The 25,505-nt window shown below is 45.6% G+C and carries 22 protein-coding genes and 1 pseudogene; 12 read left to right on the top strand and 11 right to left on the bottom strand.

Annotated features, from left to right (window positions below):
- Positions 1–183 precede the first annotated feature (183 nt).
- Complete coding sequence (locus tag QUB39_RS06815; protein WP_333052432.1) at positions 184–735, bottom strand: peroxiredoxin; 552 nt, start codon at positions 733–735, stop codon at positions 184–186.
- A 119-nt stretch (positions 736–854) separates the two neighbouring features.
- Here QUB39_RS06815 and QUB39_RS06820 point away from each other — a divergent pair, with 119 nt between their 5' ends.
- Entirely contained in the window at positions 855–2,192 is a 1,338-nt protein-coding gene (locus QUB39_RS06820; protein ID WP_333208425.1) for a peptidylprolyl isomerase, read from the top strand.
- Between the two features lie 88 nt (positions 2,193–2,280).
- Here the strand turns inward: QUB39_RS06820 and QUB39_RS06825 are convergent, their stop codons facing one another.
- Positions 2,281–2,991: a tetratricopeptide repeat protein gene (locus QUB39_RS06825; protein ID WP_333208426.1), complete on the bottom strand. Its 711-nt coding sequence runs from the start codon at positions 2,989–2,991 to the stop codon at positions 2,281–2,283.
- A 136-nt stretch (positions 2,992–3,127) separates the two neighbouring features.
- Here QUB39_RS06825 and QUB39_RS06830 point away from each other — a divergent pair, with 136 nt between their 5' ends.
- From QUB39_RS06830 to QUB39_RS06850, 5 genes are all read left to right on the top strand, one after another.
- Positions 3,128–3,313, top strand: coding sequence for a hypothetical protein (locus QUB39_RS06830; protein ID WP_333052424.1), 186 nt, complete (start codon positions 3,128–3,130; stop codon positions 3,311–3,313).
- A 205-nt stretch (positions 3,314–3,518) separates the two neighbouring features.
- The gene (locus QUB39_RS06835; protein ID WP_333208427.1) at positions 3,519–4,235 is read left to right on the top strand and encodes a pentapeptide repeat-containing protein; all 717 of its coding nucleotides are present in this window, start codon (positions 3,519–3,521) and stop codon (positions 4,233–4,235) included.
- A 577-nt stretch (positions 4,236–4,812) separates the two neighbouring features.
- Positions 4,813–5,544, top strand: a complete 732-nt coding sequence (locus tag QUB39_RS06840) for a cytochrome c biogenesis protein CcdA (RefSeq protein ID WP_333233091.1) — start codon at positions 4,813–4,815, stop codon at positions 5,542–5,544.
- Between the two features lie 339 nt (positions 5,545–5,883).
- Entirely contained in the window at positions 5,884–7,296 is a 1,413-nt protein-coding gene (locus QUB39_RS06845) for a cytochrome c biogenesis protein (RefSeq protein WP_333208428.1), read from the top strand.
- A gap of 412 nt (positions 7,297–7,708) precedes the next feature.
- On the top strand, positions 7,709–9,175 hold the full coding sequence (locus QUB39_RS06850; protein WP_333208429.1) for a TerB family tellurite resistance protein: 1,467 nt from the start codon (positions 7,709–7,711) through the stop codon (positions 9,173–9,175).
- Positions 9,176–9,301: 126 nt separating this feature from the next.
- Here the strand turns inward: QUB39_RS06850 and queF are convergent, their stop codons facing one another.
- Positions 9,302–9,721: a preQ(1) synthase gene (gene queF / locus QUB39_RS06855; protein ID WP_333208430.1), complete on the bottom strand. Its 420-nt coding sequence runs from the start codon at positions 9,719–9,721 to the stop codon at positions 9,302–9,304.
- Positions 9,722–9,866: 145 nt separating this feature from the next.
- Between queF and QUB39_RS06860 the strand changes: the two genes are divergently transcribed.
- On the top strand, positions 9,867–10,463 hold the full coding sequence (locus QUB39_RS06860) for a hypothetical protein (protein WP_333208431.1): 597 nt from the start codon (positions 9,867–9,869) through the stop codon (positions 10,461–10,463).
- 84 nt (positions 10,464–10,547) lie between these two features.
- Here QUB39_RS06860 and speD read toward each other — a convergent pair whose 3' ends face one another.
- Positions 10,548–10,970, bottom strand: a complete 423-nt coding sequence (gene speD / locus QUB39_RS06865) for an adenosylmethionine decarboxylase (RefSeq protein WP_190743421.1) — start codon at positions 10,968–10,970, stop codon at positions 10,548–10,550.
- 132 nt (positions 10,971–11,102) lie between these two features.
- Between speD and QUB39_RS06870 the strand changes: the two are divergent.
- Positions 11,103–11,294 (top strand): annotated as a pseudogene (locus QUB39_RS06870) (ATP-binding protein); the annotation flags it as partial.
- Positions 11,295–11,573: 279 nt separating this feature from the next.
- Positions 11,574–13,007, top strand: a complete 1,434-nt coding sequence (locus QUB39_RS06875) for a transposase (protein WP_333208432.1) — start codon at positions 11,574–11,576, stop codon at positions 13,005–13,007.
- Between the two features lie 25 nt (positions 13,008–13,032).
- On the opposite strand, the gene QUB39_RS06880 is transcribed toward QUB39_RS06875, so the two are convergent.
- The 5 genes from QUB39_RS06880 to QUB39_RS06900 form a co-directional block, all read right to left on the bottom strand.
- Positions 13,033–14,094, bottom strand: a complete 1,062-nt coding sequence (locus tag QUB39_RS06880; protein ID WP_333052406.1) for a pentapeptide repeat-containing protein — start codon at positions 14,092–14,094, stop codon at positions 13,033–13,035.
- Positions 14,095–14,951: 857 nt separating this feature from the next.
- Positions 14,952–15,140 (bottom strand): hypothetical protein, encoded by a 189-nt coding sequence (locus QUB39_RS06885; protein WP_333208433.1) that lies wholly within the window; start codon positions 15,138–15,140, stop codon positions 14,952–14,954.
- 446 nt (positions 15,141–15,586) lie between these two features.
- Positions 15,587–16,798, bottom strand: coding sequence for a histidine kinase (locus QUB39_RS06890; RefSeq protein ID WP_333052403.1), 1,212 nt, complete (start codon positions 16,796–16,798; stop codon positions 15,587–15,589).
- A 391-nt stretch (positions 16,799–17,189) separates the two neighbouring features.
- Complete coding sequence (locus QUB39_RS06895; RefSeq protein WP_333052400.1) at positions 17,190–17,672, bottom strand: BON domain-containing protein; 483 nt, start codon at positions 17,670–17,672, stop codon at positions 17,190–17,192.
- Between the two features lie 480 nt (positions 17,673–18,152).
- Positions 18,153–18,707: a hypothetical protein gene (locus tag QUB39_RS06900; RefSeq protein WP_333052397.1), complete on the bottom strand. Its 555-nt coding sequence runs from the start codon at positions 18,705–18,707 to the stop codon at positions 18,153–18,155.
- Between the two features lie 69 nt (positions 18,708–18,776).
- On the opposite strand from QUB39_RS06900, the gene QUB39_RS06905 reads away from it, so the two are divergent.
- Positions 18,777–20,177 carry an S-layer homology domain-containing protein gene (locus tag QUB39_RS06905; protein ID WP_333052395.1) on the top strand — a complete coding sequence of 467 codons (1,401 nt, stop codon included), beginning with the start codon at positions 18,777–18,779 and terminating at the stop codon, positions 20,175–20,177.
- A gap of 643 nt (positions 20,178–20,820) precedes the next feature.
- Positions 20,821–21,855: a histidine kinase gene (locus tag QUB39_RS06910; RefSeq protein WP_333208434.1), complete on the top strand. Its 1,035-nt coding sequence runs from the start codon at positions 20,821–20,823 to the stop codon at positions 21,853–21,855.
- Positions 21,856–22,161: 306 nt separating this feature from the next.
- Here the strand turns inward: QUB39_RS06910 and QUB39_RS06915 are convergent, their stop codons facing one another.
- Both QUB39_RS06915 and holA read right to left on the bottom strand, forming a co-directional pair.
- On the bottom strand, positions 22,162–23,151 hold the full coding sequence (locus QUB39_RS06915; protein WP_333208435.1) for a hypothetical protein: 990 nt from the start codon (positions 23,149–23,151) through the stop codon (positions 22,162–22,164).
- Positions 23,152–23,380: 229 nt separating this feature from the next.
- Positions 23,381–24,358, bottom strand: a complete 978-nt coding sequence (gene holA, locus QUB39_RS06920; RefSeq protein ID WP_333208436.1) for a DNA polymerase III subunit delta — start codon at positions 24,356–24,358, stop codon at positions 23,381–23,383.
- 176 nt (positions 24,359–24,534) lie between these two features.
- Here holA and QUB39_RS06925 point away from each other — a divergent pair, with 176 nt between their 5' ends.
- Positions 24,535–25,275 (top strand): DUF1868 domain-containing protein, encoded by a 741-nt coding sequence (locus QUB39_RS06925; protein WP_333208443.1) that lies wholly within the window; start codon positions 24,535–24,537, stop codon positions 25,273–25,275.
- The last annotated feature ends 230 nt before the right edge of the window (positions 25,276–25,505 follow it).

Raw genomic sequence — 25,505 nt, forward strand, 5'->3', positions numbered from 1 at the left:
CCCAAAAAAGAATTATTGAGAATGGTGCAAGATGTGAGTTCAAATCAACCTGATAACGTTGGCAGTGAAGACTACATTCCTCTGTATTTTCAGAGGAATGTAGTCTTCACTACCAAGACAAGGTTCATCAGTCATTCCCAATTATTCAAATCTAAAATCTCAAATCTAAAATCTAAAATGGTATTACCCGTTAGCCTGCAATTCCTGCAAGCGGGCAAACACTTCTTTAGAGTGAATCGCCGGATTAATCTTCACAAAAGTTTCCCGCAAAATACCTTCAGGGTCAATAATAAAACTGTGTCGCGCGGAGATAAAACTCATCCAAGAACCGTAAGCTTTACTCACTTTACCGTCGGTATCAGCTAACAGTGGAAACTTCAAACCTTCCGAATCGCAAAATTCCGCGTGCGAGTTGACATCATCAGCGCTAATACCGATAATTTGAGTATTTTTTGCCAAGTATTTCGGCAAGTCTTCCTGAAATCGACGCGCTTCGATCGTACATCCCGAAGTAAAGTCTTTCGGATAAAAATAGACTACCAGCCACTTACCGCGATAATCGGACAGGGACACTTGTCCGTCGCCGCTGTTTGTCGGCAAACTAAAATCCGGGGCTGGTTGATTCACCGCCGGAAGCTTGCCACCTAGGGCAAATGCAGGTGTGGCAAAATTGAAACTTAGAAAAACTAGACAAATTGCCAATAAAGTGGTAAAAAACTTGCGACGGGGCATCATAAATTTAGAAGTAGAACTGTACTTAACACAAGTTTACAGTTTTCTGATTAAATGGGTAGGGGCAATTCGCGGATTGCTTCTAAAACCCAACGATCACTCACTCAAATAGCAATTTACCCATGAGCGCTGCACTCCCGTTAACAGGCAAAGCTATAGTAGTCCAGATAATTAACGGTCAACCCGTTACGATCGAAGTAGACGGCACTAATGCCCCGATTACTGGGGGAAATTTTGTTGACTTAGTTGAACGAGGCATTTACGACGGGGTGATGTTTCACCGAGTTGTGCGCCAGCCAGAGCCTTTTGTAGTGCAAGGAGGCGATCCGCGCAGCAGAGATAGGACAATTCCAGCGAGTCAATTGGGAACGGGTAGTTTTATTGACCCTGATACCAATCAGGCGCGTTTTATTCCTTTGGAAATTACGCCGCAAGGGGCCGCGCAACCTGTTTACAGCCAAGTTGTAACCCAGACGCCGCAGTTGCAGCATAATCGAGGGGCTGTGGCAATGGCTCGTTCTAATGCTTTGGATTCGGCTTCTTCGCAGTTTTATTTTGCTTTGGATGATTTGCCATTTTTGGATGGTAATTATGCTGTTTTTGGTAACGTTATTCAAGGTTTTGAAACGGTGAATGCGGTGCAGCAGGGCGATCGCATTTCAACTGCAAAAGTCGTTCAAGGAATCGTTCCCAGTCGGGTTTCTAGCATAGTTAGCGATGTTAATGCGCTCAACGCTTTAATCAATAGTACCAATTTCGTAAATCTATCTTTGGGAGCGCTCAGATTGCCAAACACCCCCAACAACTATCAAGTCACTTCCCAAGACTCTCAGCAAAATCCCAGCGGTGTACTGGGAGGTAGTGCAAACGATCGCATCATCGGTTCACCGACTGATGATGCAATTAACGGCAGCCAAGGCAACGATACTATCACGGGCGAAGCGGGTGACGACTTTCTTAGAGGCGGCAAAGGTAACGACTCCATTAGCGGAGGTGTTGGCGACGATATTATCAACGGAAATCTCGGCGACGATATTATCAATGCCGATGCTGGTAACGACTTTTTGCGAGGCGGCAGAGGAAACGATGTTTTAATCGGTGGCGATGGTAACGATTTTTTGATTGGCGATACTGGCAGCGATACTCTCACTGGTGGTGGCGGTACTGATACGTTTGTTCTGGTTACGGGTGAAAATCTGGAGTTGGATGGGGCGAGCGATATAATTCTTGATTTTAGGCCTGGAGAGGGCGATCGTATTGGCTTAACCAGCCCTTTATCCAACACCTCATTCACCCAATCAGGCAGCAACACACTCATTCAATTTGGAGGAGTGACTTTGGCTGTGGTTCAAAATGCCGCCCCTGCAGCAGTTCAAAATGCTGCTTTTGCAATTAACTTTTCTACTGCTTTCCTTGTCGATAACTTGCCCCCCGGAGACGCCGCCTTGAGAGTTGGCTAACTTTAACAAGACTCACGCCCTAATTATAGGTGTAGGGTGCTCTTCGGTGCACCTTACCTGATTATCAATTCCCAATTTCCAAATTCAACTAATACCATAGCTGACTAATTTTAGAAACCGCATCTTGATAAGAATCCATTCTCCCCTGCTGCTTAAAAAGCCCTGCTGCCTTCTGGAAATCCTCAAATGCTCCATGAACCTCTCTCAATTTATATCTAATCACTCCTCGGTTAAAGTAAGCTTTAGCAAAATCGTTATTGAGGCGAATTGCTGACTCAAAATCAGCTAGTGCTGCTAGGGAATTCTCCATTTGCAGGCGGATAGCACCTCGGTCAAAGTAAGATTGAGCTAGATTAGGGTTGAGCAGGAGTGCCGAGTTGTAATCTGCGATCGCCGCAGTATAATGTTTTAAACGAGTCAGCATAAACCCCCGATTGCTGTAATACTTGGCTCGGTAAGGATTGAGTTCGATGGCTGTAGTTAAATCTTCGATCGCCGATTGCTTATAGCCTAATTTGTAGCGGGCCACACCGCGATCGTTGTAAGCTGACGCGAATTGCGGATTAATGTTAATTGTGGCAGTAAAATTTTTAATAGCGCCGTCCAAGTTTTGTTGTTCGAGATTTCTTAAACCCTGAGTGTAAAACTTTTTGGTACTAACTTTTAAATTTGCCTCTTGTCGGGATTCAGCTTGCTCCCCCGAAAATACCCCGGAAATATTAGTGAATCCCAAAGATTCGATTGAATTGAAAATAGTTGTGACAACTAATTGGGTTGGGAGAAGGGGGATAGTAGGCATGGGAGGAGTGGTGTTCAACTGTATGCTGTCATTTTCCTCCATACTTCAGCTACTGACAGTGATATCCGTAGTGTCAGGAACGTGATAACTTTGATGAGATTTGGTGATGCTGGGGCATTGACTTGTGTGATGAAAGTTGGGCTTAGTTAGTGATGCCGATCGCACTTCAGAACAAATGCGTCTAGAACCCTTTAAATATAAGGTTTTCCGCCTAGATTGGCGGTTTCTTTCTTCCCATATTGAGCAGTTCCTACCGGGATTATTGGCAGGTATGCCCCTGGGAGAGCGATCGCAACTGTCGGCAGCAAGTATTACTTTGTAGCGATATTCGATCGGGATTTGTCCATCGGACACGGCCATCTTAAACCCGGTTTTTACTCACGCCCCGAGCACCATTCTCGCTTAACAGGCCCGACGGCCTGTTCCACAAATTACTAATATTTTTGAGTAATATTGCTGAGGAAAGTTGCCGATTATTTGCTATGCTTTGATTAGACATCAATAATTTATGGCACAAATTAGTGTCAATGAAAAAAGTTATGAGGTTGAAAATTTTCTTCGCTGCATTGTTGGCGATCGTCCTGTTCACTCTCTACTTAACTCCTCCTGTGATGGCAGCGAATGGGGAGGATTTGAGTCACCTATTAAAGGATAATTGGTGCGTCAGTTTTTTGTGGAAGCAATGCGATTTGAGCGCTGTCGATTTGCGGGGCGCTAATCTCCAAGAAGCCAATTTGAGCGGCGCTAATTTGTCCGGCGCTAATTTGTCCGGTGCTAACTTAAAAAATGCGGATCTTTCTGGCGCAGACCTCACCGGCGCTAATTTAGCAAATGCTGATATTCTAGGCACGGATCTCAGTCGAGCCAATTTGACAGAAGCTAATTTCAACGGTACCAAGTTGTGGGATGCTAATCTGACTTTGGCAAATCTGAGCCGCGCCAATTTACAAGATGCTAATGTCTTAGATTCTCGACTTTGGGGAAGCAATCTTACCCAAGCTAACTTAACGGATGCGACGCTGCACGGTGCTGACTTGCAATATGCTAATTTGGCAGACACTAATTTAACAGGTGCTGACTTGCACAGCTTCTTTTTCCGAGGTTCCAAACAAGTCACAAATTTGAGCAATGCTAATTTAGAAGGCGCTACTTTAACGGGAGCAAATCTCAGAGGTGCGGTGCTGGCTGGGGCAATAATGCCGGACGGGTCTATTAATGAAGAAAGTGGGTTTAATTTACAGTAGAGTAAAATTAAAGTCTGCTTGAATAATTTCAACAACAGGCTTTCGGGCTGATTTCGCATTATCGGGTGTAGCTGCGCCCATTGCCAACAGCTTGTTGAGGATGCTGTCAATCGATTTTAGATTTTAGATTTTAGATTTTAGATTGAAGCCTTGACTTGCGCGAGATAAATACGTTCGGCAAGTTTCATCGGATACAGGTTTTTATTTCTCCCTCCTGAGTCTCCGAAGGAATGAATCACGTGGCGGGTATCCTGGATGCTTGCGGTCAAGATATCAATTTAAACCAGGGTGCGATCGACCTTTTAACTCCCAACCAGTAAATCTCGCTAAAATCTTAAATCTCAAACCGAACCTGCGCGCATCTGTTACAATTTTCAACAAAGCCAGAACAGCCCCGAACCTGAAGTCGCCTGCCTAGGGATACCAGCCCCCGACAGGAGTCGTGAATAACAAAAATATTAGATATTTAGTTTAAACTCCCAAATTCATCTGTAGAGTCTCTCTAAAATCTAAAATCGATGGGCTGTGGACTCAATCTAAAATTTAAAATCTAAAATCTAAAATCTAGAATCGACTGATGGAAACCCTGCAAACTCAACTTTACGAACTCGCACAATTTGCTAATAATTTAGTAAATACGCAACTGACAAACCTCAGTTTAGTCAGCGTCGGAGTCATCTTTCTGGCAGGGTTGCTAACGAGCTTAACGCCCTGTATGCTTTCAATGTTGCCGATCACGATCGGCTACATCGGTGGATACGAAGCAAAAAGTCGCCTGCAAGCAGCAGCCCAGTCTGCGTGGTTTTCCCTGGGATTGGCCACTACCCTTGCGGGTTTAGGCATTGTAGCATCATTTGCCGGACAAGTTTACGGCAAAATTGGCCTGGGTTTACCGATTCTTGTCAGCATTATTGCTATTCTAATGGGGCTGAATTTACTCGAAGCTTTACCCTTACAAATGCCGTCTTTCGACGCTGTGGGGTGGGTGCCGAAAGATTTGCCGGCGGGTGTGCGATCGTACTTATTGGGCTTAACTTTTGGTTTAGTAGCCTCTCCCTGCAGCACGCCGGTTTTAGCTACACTCTTAGCTTGGGTTTCCAAAACGGGAGATACAGTTTTAGGTGGTGTGTTACTGCTGTTTTACGCTGCTGGCTACGTCGCTCCGCTAATCATAGCAGGCACTTTCACTGCTAGCATAAAAAAGCTGTTAGAATTACGTCGGTGGTCGAGTTGGATTACGCCTGTTAGCGGCGTTTTGCTAGTAGGATTTGGCGTTTTCTCTCTGCTTTCCCGCATCCTTCCCGCGTAACTTTCGTTCTCAGGAATTCAGTCCTTATTGAGAGATATAGCAATCACTATGGAATGCGTGAATTAAGTTTTTTTTAACGAACCGCGAAGACGCGTTAGGCGAAGCCGCGCGTAAGCGCTAGAACACGAAGGAAGAAAGAAAGAAAAGAGAAAGAATTCAAAATTGATTGAGACTTTTTCAATAAACATAATAATATTTTGTTCATCTTTTTTTTCCCTCCTTTCTCTTCCTTCTCCCTTCTTCCATCCGTTACATCTCGTACAGTGCTGGTTGCCGAACTTGCTGACATCCGTTACATCCCGTACATTGCTCGTTGCCGAACTTCCTCCATAATTACCAATGACATCAAAAGAAGTATTTCTATCAAAACTCTCAAGCTGGGCGACTGCCCCTCAAAAGTTTTTCAAGCGAGAAATCTTGCCGGTGCTCGCAGATTTGCGGCTGGCCATTATCTTGCTGCTGACGATCGCATTTTTCAGCATTTCCGGCACTGTCATCGAACAAGGCCAATCAGTACCCTTTTACCAATCTAACTATCCAGAACACCCTGCTTTGTTCGGCTTCCTAACTTGGAAAGTTGTGCTAATTGCAGGACTTGACCACGTATACCGCACTTGGTGGTTTTTGTCAATCCTAATTTTGTTTGGCAGCAGCTTAACAGCTTGTACATTTACCCGACAATTTCCCGCACTAAAAGCCGCCCGCCGCTGGAAATTTTATGAAGAACCAAAGCAGTTTGAAAAATTAGCTCTCAGTGCGGAATTAGAAACAGTTGCTTTAACTTCGTTAGAACCACTTTTGCAGCAAAAAAACTACCGCATATTTCGAGAAGGCGAAAAAGTTTATGCCCGCAAGGGAATAATTGGCAAAGTCGGCCCGATTATTGTTCACGCCAGTATGCTAATTATTTTAACTGGGTCGATATGGGGCGCAATGACGGGATTTCTCGGTCAAGAAATGGTTGCCAGCGGCGAAACATTTCAGGTGCAGAATATCTTGGATGCGGGGCCTTGGGCGGGGCCGCAAATACCGAAGGATTGGTCGATGCGAGTTAATCGGTTCTGGATTGATTATAGTCCGAGCGGTGCGATCGACCAATTTTACTCTGATCTGTCAGTTTTGGACAAAACAGGCCAAGAGGTCGATCGTAAAACCATTCACGTTAACGAGCCCCTCAGATATCGGGGAGTCACATTTTATCAAGCAGATTGGGCAATAGCCGCCGTGCGAGTTCGCCTCAACAAAAGCCCGGTTTTACAATTGCCAATGGCTCAGCTAGACACCCAAGGTAAAGGCCGAATTTGGGGTGCTTGGATTCCCACAAAACCAGATTTGAGTGCGGGAGTTTCTCTGCTAGCAAAAGACTTGCAAGGAACGATTTTAGTGTACGGTACGGATGGCAAATTGTTAACTACAGTTCGCGCCGGCACGGCGGTGGAAGTTAACGGAGTCATGCTGACAATTGACGAAGTTGTAGGCAGTACGGGATTGCAAATTAAAGCCGATCCTGGTATTCCGATCGTTTATACTGGCTTCGGGTTGCTAATGCTTAGTGTGCTGATGAGCTATCTGTCTCACTCGCAGATTTGGGCTTTGGAAAAGGACGGCAAACTATACGTCGGCGGGCGCACAAATCGCGCTCAGGTGACTTTTGAAAGAGAAGTTGTGGAGATTTTGGACAAGTTGGCAGAATCGAAACAAGAGGAAGAAAAGAGCGAAATAGCGCCGACTTCTCTAGCTAGTCAAAATTAATTTTATGGTGGGCATTGCCCACCATTGATGTCAACAACCAGGTAAAAGGTAGTATCAGTCTTCTGTCTGAGTCACAATCCCCTCGATCTCTCTTAGCCCCCCTTAAAAAGGGGGAAGAGCATTCAAAGTCACGCCCTACTCCCTTTTTAAGGGGATTTAGGGAGATAGAGACTCGACTACAAGCGACCTTCATTATGGGTTTGAGCCTGGTTGGTGACACGAATGCAATAGATTTTATATCGGAAAATAAGTGAATTTACGTAAATTATGGTACTGCTAATCAGGTAATTTTTAATAAAAGTCAGTGACTATACAATTGTAAATCTTCACAACAAGAGATATCATCTACCCATAGTTATTTAAATTTAAAAAAACTCAATAACTATGGATCAACTTATCCTGGTATTTTTTTATGCCAATTATCGTTCCTTTTGTCCTTCAAACAGTTTTACCTATACTCAGTGCGCTTTTCGCTCTTTTGATTCCTGTACTGGCTCCTGTTATCAAGTTCGCTCTGACTCGCATTCCCAAAATTCCCTCATATATTCGGCTCCTCAAAATTTTGTATTCAGATATTGACTCATCTGCCACAGAGCGAAAAATTATTACTGTTGGACTACTGGTAATTAGTAGCATTGTGACTTTCATGGCTTATTCCGTTATACCTTGGACGGGTGTACCCCTGATCGGTGCTATTACCAGTCCCATTGCTGGCGCTATTGCTCTTGTGGTGGCACTGGCACTTTTAGATATGATTTTTGACATGAATAAAGGCTATTACTTAGAGCGACTAAGAGGAAAAGGTTTTGCTGGATTAAATGACATAGAAACCGATATTAAAGATTTAAAAGATATTTTTGGCAAATCCTGGAAGAAAGTTAAATCTACTATTAACGATGCCAGCCAGAAAATTTATGAAGAGGGCTGTAAGCGTGGCATCAACTTTAGTGATAAATCTTATCAAAGCTATATCGATCGTGAATTAGAAGGATTGAATGTATATGTTGGTAAAAATTCAGTTGCAGAGTATGAAGGTATAAGTGCCGACTTATTAAAGCAAAATAAGGGGCAAGATTGGACAAAAGATGCTTTTGCACTAGGGACAGGTGCAACTGTAGGGGCTTTGGCTGGTGTTGGCGCTTCAGCAGTTGCGACCTCAGTATTTGCGCCGGCTAGTATTTGGACAACTATCCACAGCATTCCTTTGATTGGGGGCTTGGTGGGCAGTTCAACGGGTATTGTTGTCAGTGCAGGGTACTACTCATTACTAACATTTGCTGCTCCTGTTGGACTGGGAGTATTAGCAACTGTCGGGATTTACAGCGGTCTGACGGGCTGGAAAAATCAAGAAGAAGCGGCCAAGATGAGCAAGTTTTTATCAGAGATAATTATTGCTGCTTTACCAATGGCTTGGATTGATGGTCAATTAGATGACAAGGAGGAAGATACTATAGATAGATTGATGACTACCTCCGGTATGAGAAAGGAAGAGCGAGATTTAGTTCGCAAAGCCATAGAACAACGGCAAAAATTTGATGAAATCATGACAACGAGTATTCCTTTTGATGAAGAACATCGGGAAAAAAGTTGTAGTCAAAGCAATAAAGAGCGACTAAAGCATCGCCTAATATTATGTACAGCTTGGGAGATTGCCGTTGCTGATGGCAAAATTGATTTGTCAGAATTACATCTTCATAACTGCATGGCAGATAAGCTAGGTATTTCTCGTGAGGAGGTGAAAGAAATCCGGCGGGCGATAAACATCAAGCATGAGCAAGAGCTTTGGCTGACGGAAGCCTTAGAACCAAAGGGTTCCAAGACTAAGTTATTGAGCGTCCGCGAACAATACCGCCTCCAACCAGCAGCGGATAATCTTTAGTCTTTGATAACAATTTATCTAGTTAAGTGAGCAAGGGCTAAAAAAACAGAATACTCAGATACCCGACTTCTTAAAGAAGTCGGGTATCTGAGTATTCTGATAACGCACATTTAAAGGCTGAGCCTTCTACTTCTGATGCGACACCTCAATCACGGTGTGCACGTTCCCGCGTGGCGAAAAATCGCCCTTAATCGTCGCTTCCAGCGGCGCGCAAGCCGCCACAAAATCGTCTAAAATTTGATTGATCGATTCTTCGTGAGAAATGTAGCGATCGCGATAACTGTTGACGTACAGTTTCAGCGCCTTTAACTCTACCACCCGCTCGTCTGGCACGTAAGTAACGTGAATAGTCGCAAAATCGGGATAGCCAGAAAACGGACACTTGCAAGTAAACTCTGGCAACGTAATGTTAATCGAGTAGCGCCGCCCGACTCGCGGATTCGGGAAAGTAATTAACTCCCCTTCCAAAATCTGGCGTTCGCCGTATTTCATTTCTTCGGTGCTTGACTTTTGCGACATAGTTTGTTCCGGTGCGTGCTTATTCATAGCGATCGACTAAAAACTTGTAACATTAAATTAATTTTACGTTCAATATCTGTAACAAATATCTTGACGAATTGTGTTGCGATCGATCTAATTGCAAATAGTCTCAGGCTAAACTAAAACAAGTTCACCCTCGCCATCTACAATTATGCAAAATACTACCTTATCTGACAATACTTCCCCTGAAAACTCAAATAGTTACTCTCCATCAGTACCAATTTCCCTCTATCGAGAAGTCACGGCAGAGCTGCAAGCAGCCCAAGCGATGGTGGACTCCCTCAAAACCCACAATCAGCAATTAGTCCAACAAAATCAACAACTGCGGCGAGAAGTAGAAACAGTAGTTCAAGTATCCCAACAGTTACAGCAAGTAGTCAACTCGGCTCAGAGTATTACCCAGACAGGGATGCCTCAAATGCCGTCAGTCAAATTCAATTTCAGCGTTGAACCTCCGCCCCCACCACCTGTAACCTCGCAGACTAACTCTGCCATACCTCAACCACCTCAGACAGTGGCTTTCCCCTTCCCACTACCGGAACCGGAGCCAACAGCCGCCTCGATGCCGCAGCCACTTCCCGAAAAATTATTTACAGAGGTGCCGGAAACTCCTTACCGTGTGCGCTCGCAACTCAAAAAAACCTCAGACTTAAGTGGATTGTGGTTGGCGATCGCGATTTTTCTGATTGTGATTGCAGCTTTCGGTGCAGGTTATTTAGTTGTTCGCCCTTTATTAATGAAAAAGTAAATTCCAACAAGAATCCCACGGCTCAAGCCGTGGGATTTTAAACAAAACCTAGCATAAAATGTTCAAAGTTACGCTAATTGGCCATCATCCTCTGGCGGCAATCGTTTCTACTGAACGAGGGGCATACTGCTCTTCACAAGCAGAACCTACGATTCCCACCCCGGGCTCGAAACCGCGCGTGAACTCAGTGAGTTTTACCTGTTTAGCTTCCAAAGCTGTCTGTAGCACCTTCATGGCTCGGTGAGGGTCGCCGGCTCCGCAGAAAAATAAGTCTGCAGCAAAATAACCGTGTTCAGGCCAAGTATGGATTGCTATATGAGACTCTGCCAAAGTAGCAGTAGCTGTCACTCCGTGAGGACTAAACTGGTGTACGCACAAATCGATGAGAGTAGCTCCTCCGGCTTCGATCGCATCGAGAATAGCGCGGCGGATACGTTCAGGATCGTTGAGCAGGTCTCCAGGAGACTGCCAAGCATCAGCGACCAGATGGGTTCCCAATTGTTTCATTCTGCGGGGTTTTACCTCTATTGATTTTTAAGTCTCAAACCTTTTAACCATAGCACGGTGTCAAAAATTTTGCAAGTATGTTTCCCAAAGAAAGATGAAGATTAGGAGGATGGAGCTCTAAATCGTAAATTTGGGGGTTTGGGATTGGGGCTGGCGCGCGCGCGTCAACTTGGGGAACTGCACGGCGACAGAATTTGGGTTGAGAGTAGGGGTGAAGGACAGGGAGCCACCTTCACCGTTGAACTTCCCCTCTTGCATACCGCGAATCCGGTTGAAGAAGTTGCCGCTGGGGCTGAAGCTCGAAAAGTTTTGAGTTTTAAATGAAAGATTATTTAACTCCCAGCCGGGAAGTCCCTCGGTATATTTAGAGGGGATTAATCTGAGCGCTCGCGAAGTACCCCGACTAAATTACCGAGCGTGATGTCCAGAAGCGTTGGGTGGAGGAACGGAAACCAACAATTAATCTCGCCTATCACGAATCAATCTTCGGGAACATCTTGATTTTAGATGCTTTTTCCAAGTGTTGAAATAATAATTTTTGGGGTGGCATTTTGGACGTACATAAACTATACTATTCAAAGGTCGAAAACAGGAAGTTTAGAAATGCAACTCACTTACAAATACCGCCTCAAACCCACGAAAGCTCAATCAACAACGATTGTGGCTCACTTAGAACTTTGTCGGCGGCAGTACAACTACCGATTAGGCGAAAGATTCAGGTGGTGGGAAACCACGAGAACACCCATAAACGCTTGTCCCTTGATTGTTTCGATAGTCCCCGTTGAGGAGATTTATCGAAATATTCCTTTGACGAGAGTCCAAACTAGGGATGGCAGGAAAAAGGATGAATCAGGCAATCCTTTGACTAAAAAAGGTGATGTTTTCTCAAACATTGAAGGCGGATATGTACAGTGGCAGACAATTCAACTTGCTGACTTGAAAAACACAAAAAAACTGTTTCCTGATTACAAAGTGTTGGATTCTCAGGTTTTGCAAGATGTGGTCAACAGAGTTGAAACTTCCTTCTCAAACTTCACCACGCCCGATAAAAATGGCAATCGTAGAGGCAAGCCCAGATTTAAGGGGCGACCCTACTACAAATCCTTCACTTATCCTCAGTTAGGCAATTTAGATATTATCAAGGATGAGCAAAACAGGATTTGTATTGACCTCGCGAAAATAGGTCAAGTGCCGATGGTTTTCCATCGTCCAATACCAACTGGTTTTAAAGTTAAGACGGTTACAGTCATCAGAGAAGCGGATGGGTGGTATATTGCATTGACGCTAGAAGATAAGACGGTTCCCGTAACGGTTGCAGAAATTCAACCGACTGACAAAAACACTCTTGGTATCGACTTAGGAATAACAAATTACGCCTATCTTTCCAATGGCGAAAGAGTTGAGAATCCTAGATTCTTGAGAAAGTCAGCCCAAAAACTGGCAAGGCTTCAAGCGAAATTAGCCAAAAAAGTCAAGGGTTCTAAGCCTTGGAAAATTATCAAGGATAAGGTTTCCAGACTCCATCAATTCGTTGCCAGAGCCAGATTGGATTTCCAATTCAAAACGGCACATGAGCTGTTCGGTAAGTGTGATGTTTTAGTTGTTGAAGACTTGAGTGTCAAAAACCTGACTAGACGCGCCAAACCCAAGACTGATATTGAGGATGGCAGTTTGGTTTATTTGCCAAACGGTCAGTCGGCTAAAAGCGGTTTGAATAAATCCATGCTTGATGCTGCTCATGGGCAATTTACTAACGTCCTCAAGTATGTCGCTTGGAAGCTAGGCAAAAGCGTTTTGTTTATTGACCCGAAGGGAACTTCCCAACATTGCTGGAACTGCCTCAACAAAGTACCGAAAGAATTATCGGAGCGGTGGCATTCTTGTCAGTGTGGAGAATCATTAGATCGAGACGAAAACTCAGCCAAACTCATAAGAAAGATTGGTCTGAATTACGAAAGTGGCGGGGGAACTCCGTCACTCAAAAAAGCCTTTGAAAAAAAGGAAAAAGAAGCCTGCGGTCTAACTGTACCCAGTTGACCGTCAGGTTAGTTCACTCAACTCATCAATCCCGGCTGTGAGTAGCTCCATTCGGCAAAATCGCCCCGCCCAAAGCTGCTTCATTCAAATTATCAACATTCAAGCTTGCCCCAATCAAATTAGCCTCGGACAAATTAGTTCCTGTCAAATTCGCCCCTGTCAGAGAACTTAGGAGCAAACCCGCTCCCGACAAATTGGCGTGACTCAAATTCGCCCCCCGCAAATCCGCTTCCAGCAAGCTAGCACCTGCCAAATTCGCACCGCTCAAGTTAGCTCCCCGTAAAGAAGCTTTGTTCAAATTCGCAGCCCTCAAATCAGCATTGTGCAGAATCAAACCATTTAAATTAGCTTTACTTAAATTAGCTCCCTGCAAGTCAGCCCCGCTCAAATTAGAGCCATTTAGATTGGCCGATTGCAAATCAGCACCGCTCAAGTCAGCACCGCTCAAATTAGCAGCGCTAATAGAAGCCTCCCGCAGACTTGCTTCGCTCAAACAAGCCCCAACCAAATTGACGCCGCTGAGATTTCCGCGATTGAGATAAGCCCGAGTTAAAGTTGCTCCGCTCAGGTTCGCCCCGGTCAAGTCTACCTCGCTGAGAATGGCTCTCGTCAAATTTGCTCTGCTTAAGTCAACCCCGCTCATAATTGCTCGGCTCAGCGTCGCCCCGCTCAAATTAGCCTCAGTTAGTTTTGAGCCGCTTAGCAAACAAGCTCCTACTAAACTCGCTCCCGTCATAACCGCTTTGCTCAAGTCAGCCTGAGACAATATTGCTCCGCTGAGATTGGCGCCGCTAAAATCTGCGGAGATCGCCACAGTTCCAGTGAAACTAGAACTTCCCAGGTTGGCTTCAATTAATTTCGCCTTAGACAAATTAGCTCCGCTCAAGTCGGCGGCGTTTAAATTAGCTCCAATCAGTTTGCTTCTAATTAAGTTGGCACCTTTCAAATTAGCGTTGCTCAAATTTGTTCGACTGAGATTAGCTTCACTCAAATGAGCTGCAATGAGGTTAGCTCCTCGAAAATCTCGTTCCCCGTTTCTATGTCTAATTAAAAGTTCATCGGCACTTAAAAGTTCAGTGAAATTCATAAAAAAATTGAGTGAGTTTCCTTAATTTCTCGATGTTCTATGTTGTGTGAAAGTTTGTACTATCGTGTTTGCCAGTCAGTTTTTTAAACTAATACTGCCACATTAACAATTGTCAAAACTGCTTGATTCCTACCATCACCCTGCTCTCATAGTTATAATTTACGAAAATAAACCGGGTTCTGGTATAATCTGAGGTTGGCTAGCGCGGAAGTTATGAAAAAACCGCGTTTCTCGCCGCCTGTAAGTCCTGTAAGTATTATTTGGCTAGTAATTATTTAGCCGTTGATGTTAGTTGTTAATTGTTAGTTTTATTTATACTAACTGCTAACCACTAATATTACCTGCTAACTAATTACCAAAATACCGAGAAGTTGTCGATCGATCTTGTAAAGATAGATCGAATATTTGGGGTATTGCTGGCGGCATCCGCGCCGCATTCTGACCGGAAAAATTGCTGGTACTGGCGATCGAATTTATTAGTTAGTGCAATCAAGAAACAAGATATCGGAGCTTCAACCCCAAATGCCTTCTACATAAGTGCCTTCTATCTTCGATCGCCCCTGAAAGCAGAGCTCGGTCAGCTCAGCTAGTTTCACCTCCCCCCACTGTGCTGCGCGCAGCGTGAAATCCAACAGGAAGGCTGTTTCCCTCGGAGTGCTGAGCGAGCAGCAGGCAAAGCAAACAATACGCTGCGCTGAGCCTGAGATTTCGCGAAAAAATTAGCCGCGAGCCATTGTGCTCCCGCGCTGCTGTGCTTGCTGTTAATGTTTACTCGATCCATGAGCGCTTGCGGTTCTAATTTACAGAACACCCGACACCTGACGCGCTCCCGGACATAAAAGCTGTTTCTGGGCTTCTCAAATGTTTCGGTGAGGCATTCCCAGAAAAACTGTATTCCTGTAGCAGGTATTGCCAACGGCAATTCTGCTGCTACAGCTAACTAATGACCAGCCTAAGTCTTGCCCGAAGCCTCCGACAATTATTACTATTCTAATATTTGCCGACCACCGCAGGCATTTCTGGGCGCGCGGGACTGGGTACTTCACCTGTATAAGTTGGTGAAATTAGCCACCCCATAATTAAAGATAGTCGCTCTTTGACTAACTGGGCAATATCTGCTGTAATTTATGTCATCAAATTTGATAATACTGCAGGGTTTGCAATCGAGCTGTAGTGAGTGTTACAGAGTAAAAAACTGCTGCTGATTTAGGCTATAAAAATTAAGGGAGCCCATCGCTCCTCCGGCGCAAAGCCCAGCTCACGGACCCGGCCCCTAATCCAAATTAAACTTTTGACAGGGAGCTTTTTTAACTTTCCAGAACAAAACAAAAGCCAGCTTTCAGAGAAAAAGCCGACTTTTGAGATAATTTTACCGACGAAGCGTAAAACCGCTAGCTCGCCACTGTTGCTTGGATCGCTTTCTACAATCCGAGTGCGCGAGTGCGACTACCCTGCAGAAAGTAGAAACCATACCCAAACAAAGTCTGAATGATTAAATCCGACGGTTGCCCGTAACGCCCTGATTGGGATCGTAAATACCAGGCGTAGTATCAACCCCTGGAGTGCCCGGTGCGCCGTAATCAGCGCGAGCACTATCGACGCTGGGATTATAGTCGTAGGTGTTCCAATGTTGAATACCTCCGCGGCTCAGAATGCTTTCGGCTTTAGCGACTTCTGCTTCGCTGCCGTCAACCAGTACCAAGTAATCTCCTCTGGCCACGCGATCGTTGTATACTTTAGCTTCCTCTTCGGGAATTCCCATACCGACTAAAGCTCCGATCAAGCCCCCTGCTGCCGCACCCAAAGCTGTACCGGCAAGTGTAGTGGCGATCGCCGTAGCTGAGGCTCCTGCCAGCATAATCGGCCCGATGCCCGGAATTGCCACTAGGCCCAGACCTACCAACAAGCCTGTCAAACCGCCCAAAGTGCCACCGGTGAGGGCGCCTTTTGTGGCCCCTTCATCGGCCTTGTTGTCCGTGCTGTCGTGCACGTCAATGCCTGCGATGTCGCCCTTGGAGTCAGCATCCTTAGCGATGACCGAAACCCGATTCATGTCGAAACCGGCAGTTCTCAGTTCTCCCAGTGCGTGTTCCGTCTCGTGGCGGCTTGAAAATACTCCCACGGCGCGCTTCTGGCGACCAGAAGCTCTGCGGCCGGTGTCTGCTGGCACATCGTAAATGCCCCAATCCTGAATGCCCCGCACGCTCATAATTCCTTCGGCTGTGGCAAGTTCGGCATCTGTACCTTCTACGAATACCAAATATTCTCCGCGCGAGACGCGATCGTTATAAGCTTTAGCTTTATCTTCGGGAACTCCCAAACCGACCAAACCGCCGACCAAACCGCCTGCTGCAGCCCCAATCGCGCCTCCGACTACAGTATCTGCCAGCAGAGTTGCGATCGCACCCCCCGCCATCACCGGGCCAACTCCCGGAATCGCTAGCGCTCCAATGCTTCCGAGTAACCCAATCAAACCGCCCGTCACGACTCCCGCTGTCGCCCCTGCTTTGGCGCCACCACCGACTTTCTCGTCGGTACTCTTACCAGCGCTAGCGCCCGCAATTTCGCTGTTATCTAGCTTTTCCGCAACTACCGAAACTTTATTCATCGGAAACCCGGTACTTTGCAGCTCCATCAGGGCTAGTTCCGTATCTCGGTAATTAGAAAATGCTCCTACAGCTCGCTTGTGTTGACCTAAAGCCATTTTTTTTCTCCTGAAAAATATACTACTTTTACACAACCACAGAATTTATGCTCTGCCATCAATCACATTTAGTCATTTTTTCCCAACAATTTTCATCGGTCGCTGGGAATAACTTCCCACTCTATCTTCAGGTTGGTTTCCCACTCTTTTTCCGGGATGGGAAATCGGAAATTGGGAAGGGGAAGTTGCAGGTATTGCGTGAGTTTTGAATGGGTGAATTTAAAATTCAATTTAAACTCTTTCACTTTAAAACCCAGCTCTCCCTAGATAGTCACCTAAGCATTGTAATCTGCTCCGCAAGCAATCTTACAATGCCAAACTTTACCCTCTTCCCTCAGACTTCTCTCCTACTAGATAACTACATCTTTCCCTCGGACTTCTTCCGGCTCATTTATTGATTGCTGCTAGGCGATGCGGGTGCAGCGGGGGCGACAACAGCCGTAACATTCACATCTTTGACACCCTTAATCTCTTTAGCTAGCGGCTCAATTTTAGCTAGATCAGTTTGATTGGGAACTGTGCCACCTACGGTGACAAGCCCGTCTTTGGCCTCCACAGTTAGCTGACCTTTAGTGATGTTTACTTCTAACTTGGACCGCACTTCACTTTGCAGGTCGCCATCGGCTCTTATGGCATCGCCTCCCGTCACATTGTTGCGCTGTTCTCTGGCCCTAATATCAGAATTTGCTTGGTTTTGGCGAATCTGGCTAGTGGCGTCACCCTGAGTTTTTTGAACTGTCTCGGCTGGGGGCGGGCTAGTGGTATTTCCTGTGGCCGAATTAGGAGCATCAGCGCTCGTTTTAGCCACGTCGCTGCAAGCAGCACCTCCAAATAATAGGATGCCGCTGAGGAGAATTGGTGTTAATTTGTTCATAATAGGTTAATACCCTCCGGGTAAGCTTTCTATGAGGCTGACTTAGTTGAGCCAGATGGGAGCGAGATGGAGCAAGACAGCATCTTTGTTTGTGCTTTCTGGTTTGTGCTTTCTGCAATTTAAAAATCCTTATATCAAATATATAAACTTGAGCAAGTATCTACATCGCTCCACGGGTGTAAAATTTATCTATGTCGTTAGATAGAGTACAAAAAATACAATAAGGTATTACGTGAAATCAAGCGTAATTTAGTTCTGACTACATTCTTCCTCAAAAACGCGGTTGATGGGAATCTTTTTTGTTGCCCAAGTCAAGATTTTCCTGAACACCCAGTTGCCAAGCATAAGTTTTATTAATAAATTAGATAACCGCTCCCCACTCGTTTTTCTCTCTTTCCTGGAATCTGTGACTTATTCCTTCAACATTTCTCCGTTAAATCCGTTAAATATCGTACACTACCCATTACCCAACTTCCTGCTTCAAAATAAACGAAAAGAGTCGAGAAATTTTTGAGCATTTTCGGGTTCTGAGGTAGTGGCTACCAGCCCATAAACGCGCGTTTCTACCAAAAAAACTTGACCTACACCTACAGGTTCAGTAGGGGAAAGTGGCTGAAACTCAAACTCTTTTCCCGGATAGCCTCCGAGGGAAATATCCCGCACTTGCAAGACTTTAGCATTCGCCCCTACGACGAAAAAATCAACTGCACTATTTAAAGTTATTCTGATATTATTGATATTATTGTTAGTCAGGCGAAAATCTAGGTCAAAGTATTGAAGCAAATAAGTTTCTTTGTTTTTAAAGTTCGATCGGTATGTATGAGCAATAATTTGATTTGAAAAAATTTCATAATTAATTTTGGGATTTGCCGGCATATCGATCGCAAACTGACCCATCGCTGAGCAAAATGGCTGCCACTCTGGCATCTGAATGGCTGTCCGCAGCGGGGCTGGTTGAGATGCAGCAGGACGGGCAAACTTGACAGGGTATGAAAGTAATGTAGCAGTAACTAGAAGTAAATACAGAAATTTCATTTGGGTAATAAATATATTTGCCCGATCGATCTGCGCTAGCCTAGAAATATATCCGCAAAGGGGGGATTTATGCTGAATATTATATTTACTCAACGGCGAGGCAACTCTCAAGGACGCTCTAAAATCACTAAAACCAATAAAACTAATATACTCGCTGCTGTAAATACTTGGCTGGCTGTGTGTCTGCTGGCTGCTGTCACAGGTTGTGCAAACAGCCCCAACAGCAAGGCACTTGAAGAATCTTTAGCCGCCGATCCGAAATTAAAACAAAATCCAGTGGTTTTCTCTTCCCCGCCACCAGCGACAGCAATTGAGACAAACTCTACCGCCAAACTTCCTCCCGATTTCCCGACAGAGATTCCACTCTATCCTAACGCTGAGTTAATCGAAGTTACTGGGCAAACCGATCCGTCGCAAAAAAATGTGCGGCTGCGCTGGGAAAGCACAGATCCGGTTAATTCGGTTGGGAACTTTTACTCTACAGAGTTTGGGCGTCGCAACTGGGAAATAGTCAGCCGCCCCACCGCCGAGGGACAAGGTTCTTTGGTAGCAACGCGAGATAATTTACGGGTAACAGTGTCGCTTTCTCCTACTCAAAAAGTAGGGGGTTCTACAGAATTTGCGATCGACTACAGCAAAGAAAGCCCCGAAATTGCCGCCAGTCCCCAACCTAATAATTCCGAGTCTAGCGCATCTCCAACCGCTTCACCAACTCCCTCTAATTCAGAGGGAACTATTCCAACACCATCCGCATCGCCAAAATCAGCACAAGTTAGCCAACTAGACACCCAAATTCCTCAACAGTTGCGGCAGTTTGTGGCAGATTTAAGTCAGTTGGAAGTGCTGAAAGTGCGAACGACCGAAAGTGCTAATTTAGAAAGTGGCCGCACTTTACCCAAACCCAACAAAATTGTCACTCGCCGCGAATACGCCCGCTGGTTAGTAGCAGCTAACAATCAGATTTATGTTAGCCGTCAAGCCAAACAAATTAGATTAGCAGTAGACTCTAGCGAACCGGCTTTTTCTGACGTACCCAAAACTGATCCGGATTTTTCAGCAATTCAAGGTTTAGCAGAAGCCGGTGTAATTCCCAGTTCGCTTTCTGGAGAAACTAAAGATGTGAAATTTCGCCCGGATGCACCTTTAACTCGCGAAACAATGATTCTCTGGAAAGTGCCTTTAGATAGTCGTCAAGTTTTACCGACAGCTAACATTGAAGGAGTGAAAGAAAAGTGGGGTTTTCAAGATGCTTCTAAGATTGATTCCCAGGCGTCGCGGGCAGTTTTAGCTGATTTTAACAATGGAGATTTGGCGAATATTCGCCGGGTTTTTGGTTTTACTACTTTGTTTCAGCCGAAGAAATCAGTCACTCGTGCCGAAGCTGCTGCTAGTTTGTGGTATTTTGGCGTTCAAGATCAGGGATTGTCTGCTAAAGATGCCCTGGAAGCAAAGTCTCCACCTGCTGAGTAGAGTTGTTTGGGGTTGTTAAAAGTTTTGAACACAGCATCTACTTAGCCAAAACAAAGCAACCGGGTTTTTTTTCTGTAAGCAAACCCGGTTTTTGCGTCCAAGACTGACGAAATTGTACCAATTTTTGATTGATCGGCTTGCGATCGCCCCCCACAAAAATTGCAGCTTGAGTTTCTAGGATTTCTGTGAATATGGCTGACCCAGAAACCGACTTTTATCTACGAAAATGCCCAATACAACGCGAGGCATATCCGCTGAAAAACCTTGTTTTTTTAATTTCTATGGGCGAGTCATCGTCAAAATTTATTCCATAAATTATACATCGGCTTTTCTGTCCTTGTGGCCTACCCTAGGGGATAGATTTTTTTTAAATCTTAATTTCTGTATCCTGGCATACAACCGCTGCATTTGGCGGGCAAATTTTCTACATATTTTAACTAATATCGTTTCCGGTTGTATCGGAATGATTTAACCGCAGAGGGCGCTCCAGAACGCAGAGGGAGAGAATACAGAGAGGAATAATTCCGATGCTACCGGATTTGATATAACACGTTGTTCAAAACTCTCAGTAGGATTCCGGATGGCTTAGCGGCCTTAACGATAAATGAAATACAGTGTTTGAGCTCTTGGAGAGCATTTTTTAATGTACGATATTACCTTATTTACCCCGCAAGACATGGCGAAATGCAGCTTAGTCCTGCGCCAGTTCGGTAGAAATACTGCTAGTATGGAAGCCAGCAGCCAGAAGATTGTTAACTATATTTACCGACATTTTTGCGATTCGCAAACTGGAGAAAATACCTGTGCTTTAGTGCGTTTGTTCAAAACTCATCCCTACGGGGAGTTAGAAGACTCATTGCAACAATCCGCGCGCCGCTTGATGAAGGGCAATTCCCCCGCCGCCGACATGAAATGTTGGACTCTGCTAGCAGCAGCAGGCACAGAACCGCAGTGGAATTCTCGGCACACCGCAGCAGACAATACAGCTATTCCATTAGTTAGCACAAGATTAGTGGCTCAAATGCCGGCGATTTCGGAAATAATCCGGCAGTTTGGTTTAGACATTCCTACATTCCTCGGAATAGAGCGAGAAAGGTTCCTGCAATTAGAACCCGCAGTATTAAATATTTTTCACGTATCAGAGGCAAAAGGCAGCCCCTTTATTCCTGAGCAAAATTCTTTAATTATCCCCTACCACGTCAAGTCTGTCTTGGCATTTGGGGGACTTCTGCCGTCAGGAAGTGTGTTTGCGGTAGTGATGTTCCTAAAAGTTAAAATTCCCCAAAGCACGGCTGAAATGTTTAAAGATTTGGCACTTAGTGTCAAAACCGCATTATCTGTGCCCGAAAAAAAAAGTGTTTTTGACTATTCAGAAATTTCTAAAATTTTTGTTACTAATAACAATATTGCCGAAACCCAATTACTTGAATATCAGGTGGCTAATCTGATTCAATTGCTGGACTTTTCAGAACAAGAAATGCTCAGACAAGCCGCTCGGTTTCAAGAGACAATTGACAATTTACAGCGCGAACTTGCCGACTACAAAAATAAGGAAGAAGCTTTCAAAGTAAGCCAAAATTCATTTACAGGCATCCTCAATATTCCCAAAGATGCTATTGTGCGCGTAGAGGAAAATCAAGGAATTCAGCGTTTTAATCAAGGGGAAGAACAAATTTAAACTAAGCTCTGTGTTTAGGAATGAGAATTAAATAACTTCCACTCTTGAAAGTGGGATGGGCCTAAGAGCCCATCCCACAATAACAATTAAAATTGTAAGTTATTTAATTCGCGATCCTTAGCAACCAGGCTGACGGGGTTGTCACGCCGTCAGAGCAATAGGTAAAGTTAAATGAAATTTTAATAAAATTGAAAAAAGTCAAAAGTAAGAAAGCTTTCAGTAAAAACAAGTTTTTTTACTTTTGGCTTTTGACTTTTGACTTTTAGCACATCGAGTATTCAACTCAAAACTCAAAACTAAAAACTCTTAAGGCGCTGCTGCTGCCCTGCGGTTGGCAACAATCAGGTTAGCCTGATATTCTGCCGCTTTTTGCTGAGCCTTTTGATAGTTAGGGCTGGTTGACGGTACGGCTCTCATGAGCTTAACCGCTTGTTGCCACTGGCTTGCTACTGCGATCCACTCATTTTGAGACTGAGCCGTCTGGGCCGAAATTGCTGCCTTCTGAGCTGTGTTAACGGCTTCCCTCCAAGAGTCAGGCTTAGGCGCGGCGGCTTTTGGTGCAGGTGAGGCTGGAGCTGGGCTTGCTGGCGCTGTAGCAGTGGGAGCGGGTTTTGGTGCAGGGGAGGCTGCCTGTGGGGTGCCCGGAGATGCGGCGGTCGAGGATGCAGCGGCTTTAGAAGGGGGAGATGAGGGTTGGGGGGAGGGGGAAGCAGCTTCGGGGGCTATCGGTTCTGGGTTAGAGTCGCCGAAGGGGAAAGTTTTAGTAAAGAAAAGCCCTGCGATCGCCACCAGAGGTACTAAGATACCCACAGGTATTACCCATTTGGGAAATTGTTTTTTCGGAGGCGGGGCTTGCTCTTCGTCTTCGTCTTCGTCTTCCTCGTCGTCATCTCGATCGAATTCTCCTTCTTGATAATAGTCTTCCTCTTCGGGCTCGACATCATTTAAACCTACAGAGTCGTCAGGCATTCCACTATCCAAGGGGTAAGGCATTGAATTTGCAGGCATCAGATCAATTTCATCTTCCCACGCAGGCTCACCGTCACCTGTTCGACGCCCGTAAACCTTTACAGTGTGAATTGATTCGAGTCCCAGCTTCGTCATGCCGGTGCGGATGAAATCGACCAATACCATTTGATCCGGTACTTTGTCTGCCTCCAGAATTATGTGGAGGCAGCCGTTGTCCCGCGTCACATCGGCGTTGATGCCTTTGGGTTTGAGTGTACGGTTGATGCTAGATGCGATCGCTTTTGGATCGCCTTGCTTGAGCAGTTCCCGCGGGTTGTGTTGTGTCATGGGTAGCGCTCTTTTTTTTGGGGGGGTGGAGAGCCGGCAAATAATATTAACCGATCGGCATTCGGCGGACAATATTTATTTACCACATTAACTTCTACTTTGGCATTCTGAGAGTATTTCTAGTATCTATTGACCTTTTGGCCTGCGATCGGGCATCAAGCACATAGCCACTATCGAAATTTGTTGTAAAAATTTACAGTAAGGGGCCAATTCTGTGCCCTGTCGCGCATCAGCGAAACAAGCTAGAAAGTTCTATAACTTTGGTTTGCAGGGTTGAGATTTCTTCCCGGCCCCGCTTTAAAGAAGCTTCTAAGTCTAGCAGCAAGGGCAAACTTTTTTGCAGTTTTTCTAAGCTGGCGTTCTTGACTTCTTGACGAAAATAGTATACTCGTTTCGGATTGCCTAGTTCTAGAGCTTGAGCAATTTTATCATCGCGATCGCCCGCTTGGATCATCGCCTTTACCCACAGCCAAATCCGAAACTTACCAGTCAAGCCAGCCACAATCCTCAAACCAGGCTCGCTGCGGCCAGTTAAGCCTGCCAATAAATCCAAAGCGGCGGAGGTATTGCCCTCGCGAATCGCATCGGCTAGCTGGAAGGTATTCTGGGCGTGACAGTGTACCAGTGCCGCAACTTCTTCCGGGTTCAGAGGTTGGCTGCGGTTGCCCGCAAACAGCAGCAATTTTTCGAGTTCGCTGTATAGCTGTCTAGTATCGCTGCCAATGGATTCGGCCAAAAGTTCGATCGCTGTGGCGGTCAATTTTACGTTCATTTCGCCTGCGACTTGGCGCACCCGCTGGGCTAATTCTTTGTCATTCCAAGGCGGAATCGGTGAAAATTCCCGCACTTGGGCGGACTTGAAGAGTAACTTGGTAGATTTGAGCCGGCTGTCGGGTTTTTTGACGGATGTCAGCAGCAGCACGGTGGTAGGGGGAATCACCGGCAGCGTCCGTTCAAATTGCGCTAACAGTTCAGGAGAGCACTGCTGCGTTACAGTCGTATTTGCCAGCCAGACAAAACGGCTGCCGGTACCGAAGGGGGGCGTTAAGGCTCGATCGAGCCCTTCGACCACAGCGTCGGCCCGATCGGCAATAATCTTGTCATAGTTAAAACTAGCCCAGTTGGGGTCGAGGACTGTTTGGCGCAAACTGGTCACAGCCTGGGCCATCGCAAAGTCGTCTTCCCCCCAAAACAGGTAAATTTGCATAAAGAACGCTCAGTAGCCCAAAAAATCACAGTTGCACGTTCCGCAAGTCCAACATATCCTGAATAGGACTGTTGGAAGCCCGCACCATAATATAAAATTTGGTGTGGGAGTTTGTCACCGCGAGGAAATCAAGATTGGATGATACTTATCAAGCTTACGTAAATCGGGTGGCGCGAATGACGCTGCTGGACTCCTACAAGTCCCAGGTGGAACACATTCAGGAATCTCCAAAATTTAAGCCCGACGAAACTGGCCGCAGAGATCCTGTACCTTTTCCAGGTTATTCGGTGATTACGCCCCCTGCGGGGGAAGATGCGGAAAATGCTGCATTTTATAGTAATTTGCACTCGAGCCAACAACGGCTATTGCAGGAAATAGCGGAGGGTTCGCTCGTGGCACTGCCTCCTGATACCTTCCATTTAACCGTAGCCGATTTGATCTGGAGCAGCGCTTTTCGAGATGCCTCTGATAAAAATCCCGAATTTGAGGAGCAACTGCGCTCGCGCATGGCCGATCGTTTTGCCGCCTGCAAACCCTTGGCGGGCGGCGCTCCCATTCGCTGGATAGTGCTGGGGTTGATGGTGATGACTAGAGCTGTGGGTGTTTGTTTGGCACCGACGGACGAAAACTCTTACAAGCAAATTCTGGAGTTTCGCCGATCGATCTATCAAAATCCCGATTTAATGGCTTTGGGAATCGAACAGCAATATCATTTTACGGCCCACATTACTCTGGCTTATTTTGGGGACATCGGGCCGAACCTTGACCGCGATCGCTTGTGCGCTTTGCTGTCAGAGTTAAACGAGCAATGGCTGGACACGCCCCAAGAACTGTCCGTACACCGAGTGGAACTGCGGAAGTTTGACGACATGACCACCTATCTCCGGCAACCGGAATGGCCTGTTTTTGAGTTTTAACGAAGGAAGAAGGAAGAGGGAAGAAGGAAGAGGGAAGAAGGAAGAAGGAAGAGGGAAGAAGGAAGAAGGAAGATTTTTTCCCATCTCCCACTCTTCCCATCTCCCACTCTTCCCATCTCCCACTCTTTCGCCCCCTCTCCCCCTCTCCCCTGTGACAATAGTCAGGATATTGGCTATTAAGGGATCAGAATTAAATAAAATCCACTTTTCATGACTGTTGTGGGATGGGC

The organism is Microcoleus sp. AT8-B5, assembly GCF_036705565.1.
In the GTDB taxonomy this organism is placed as follows: Bacteria; Cyanobacteriota; Cyanobacteriia; order Cyanobacteriales; family Microcoleaceae; genus Microcoleus.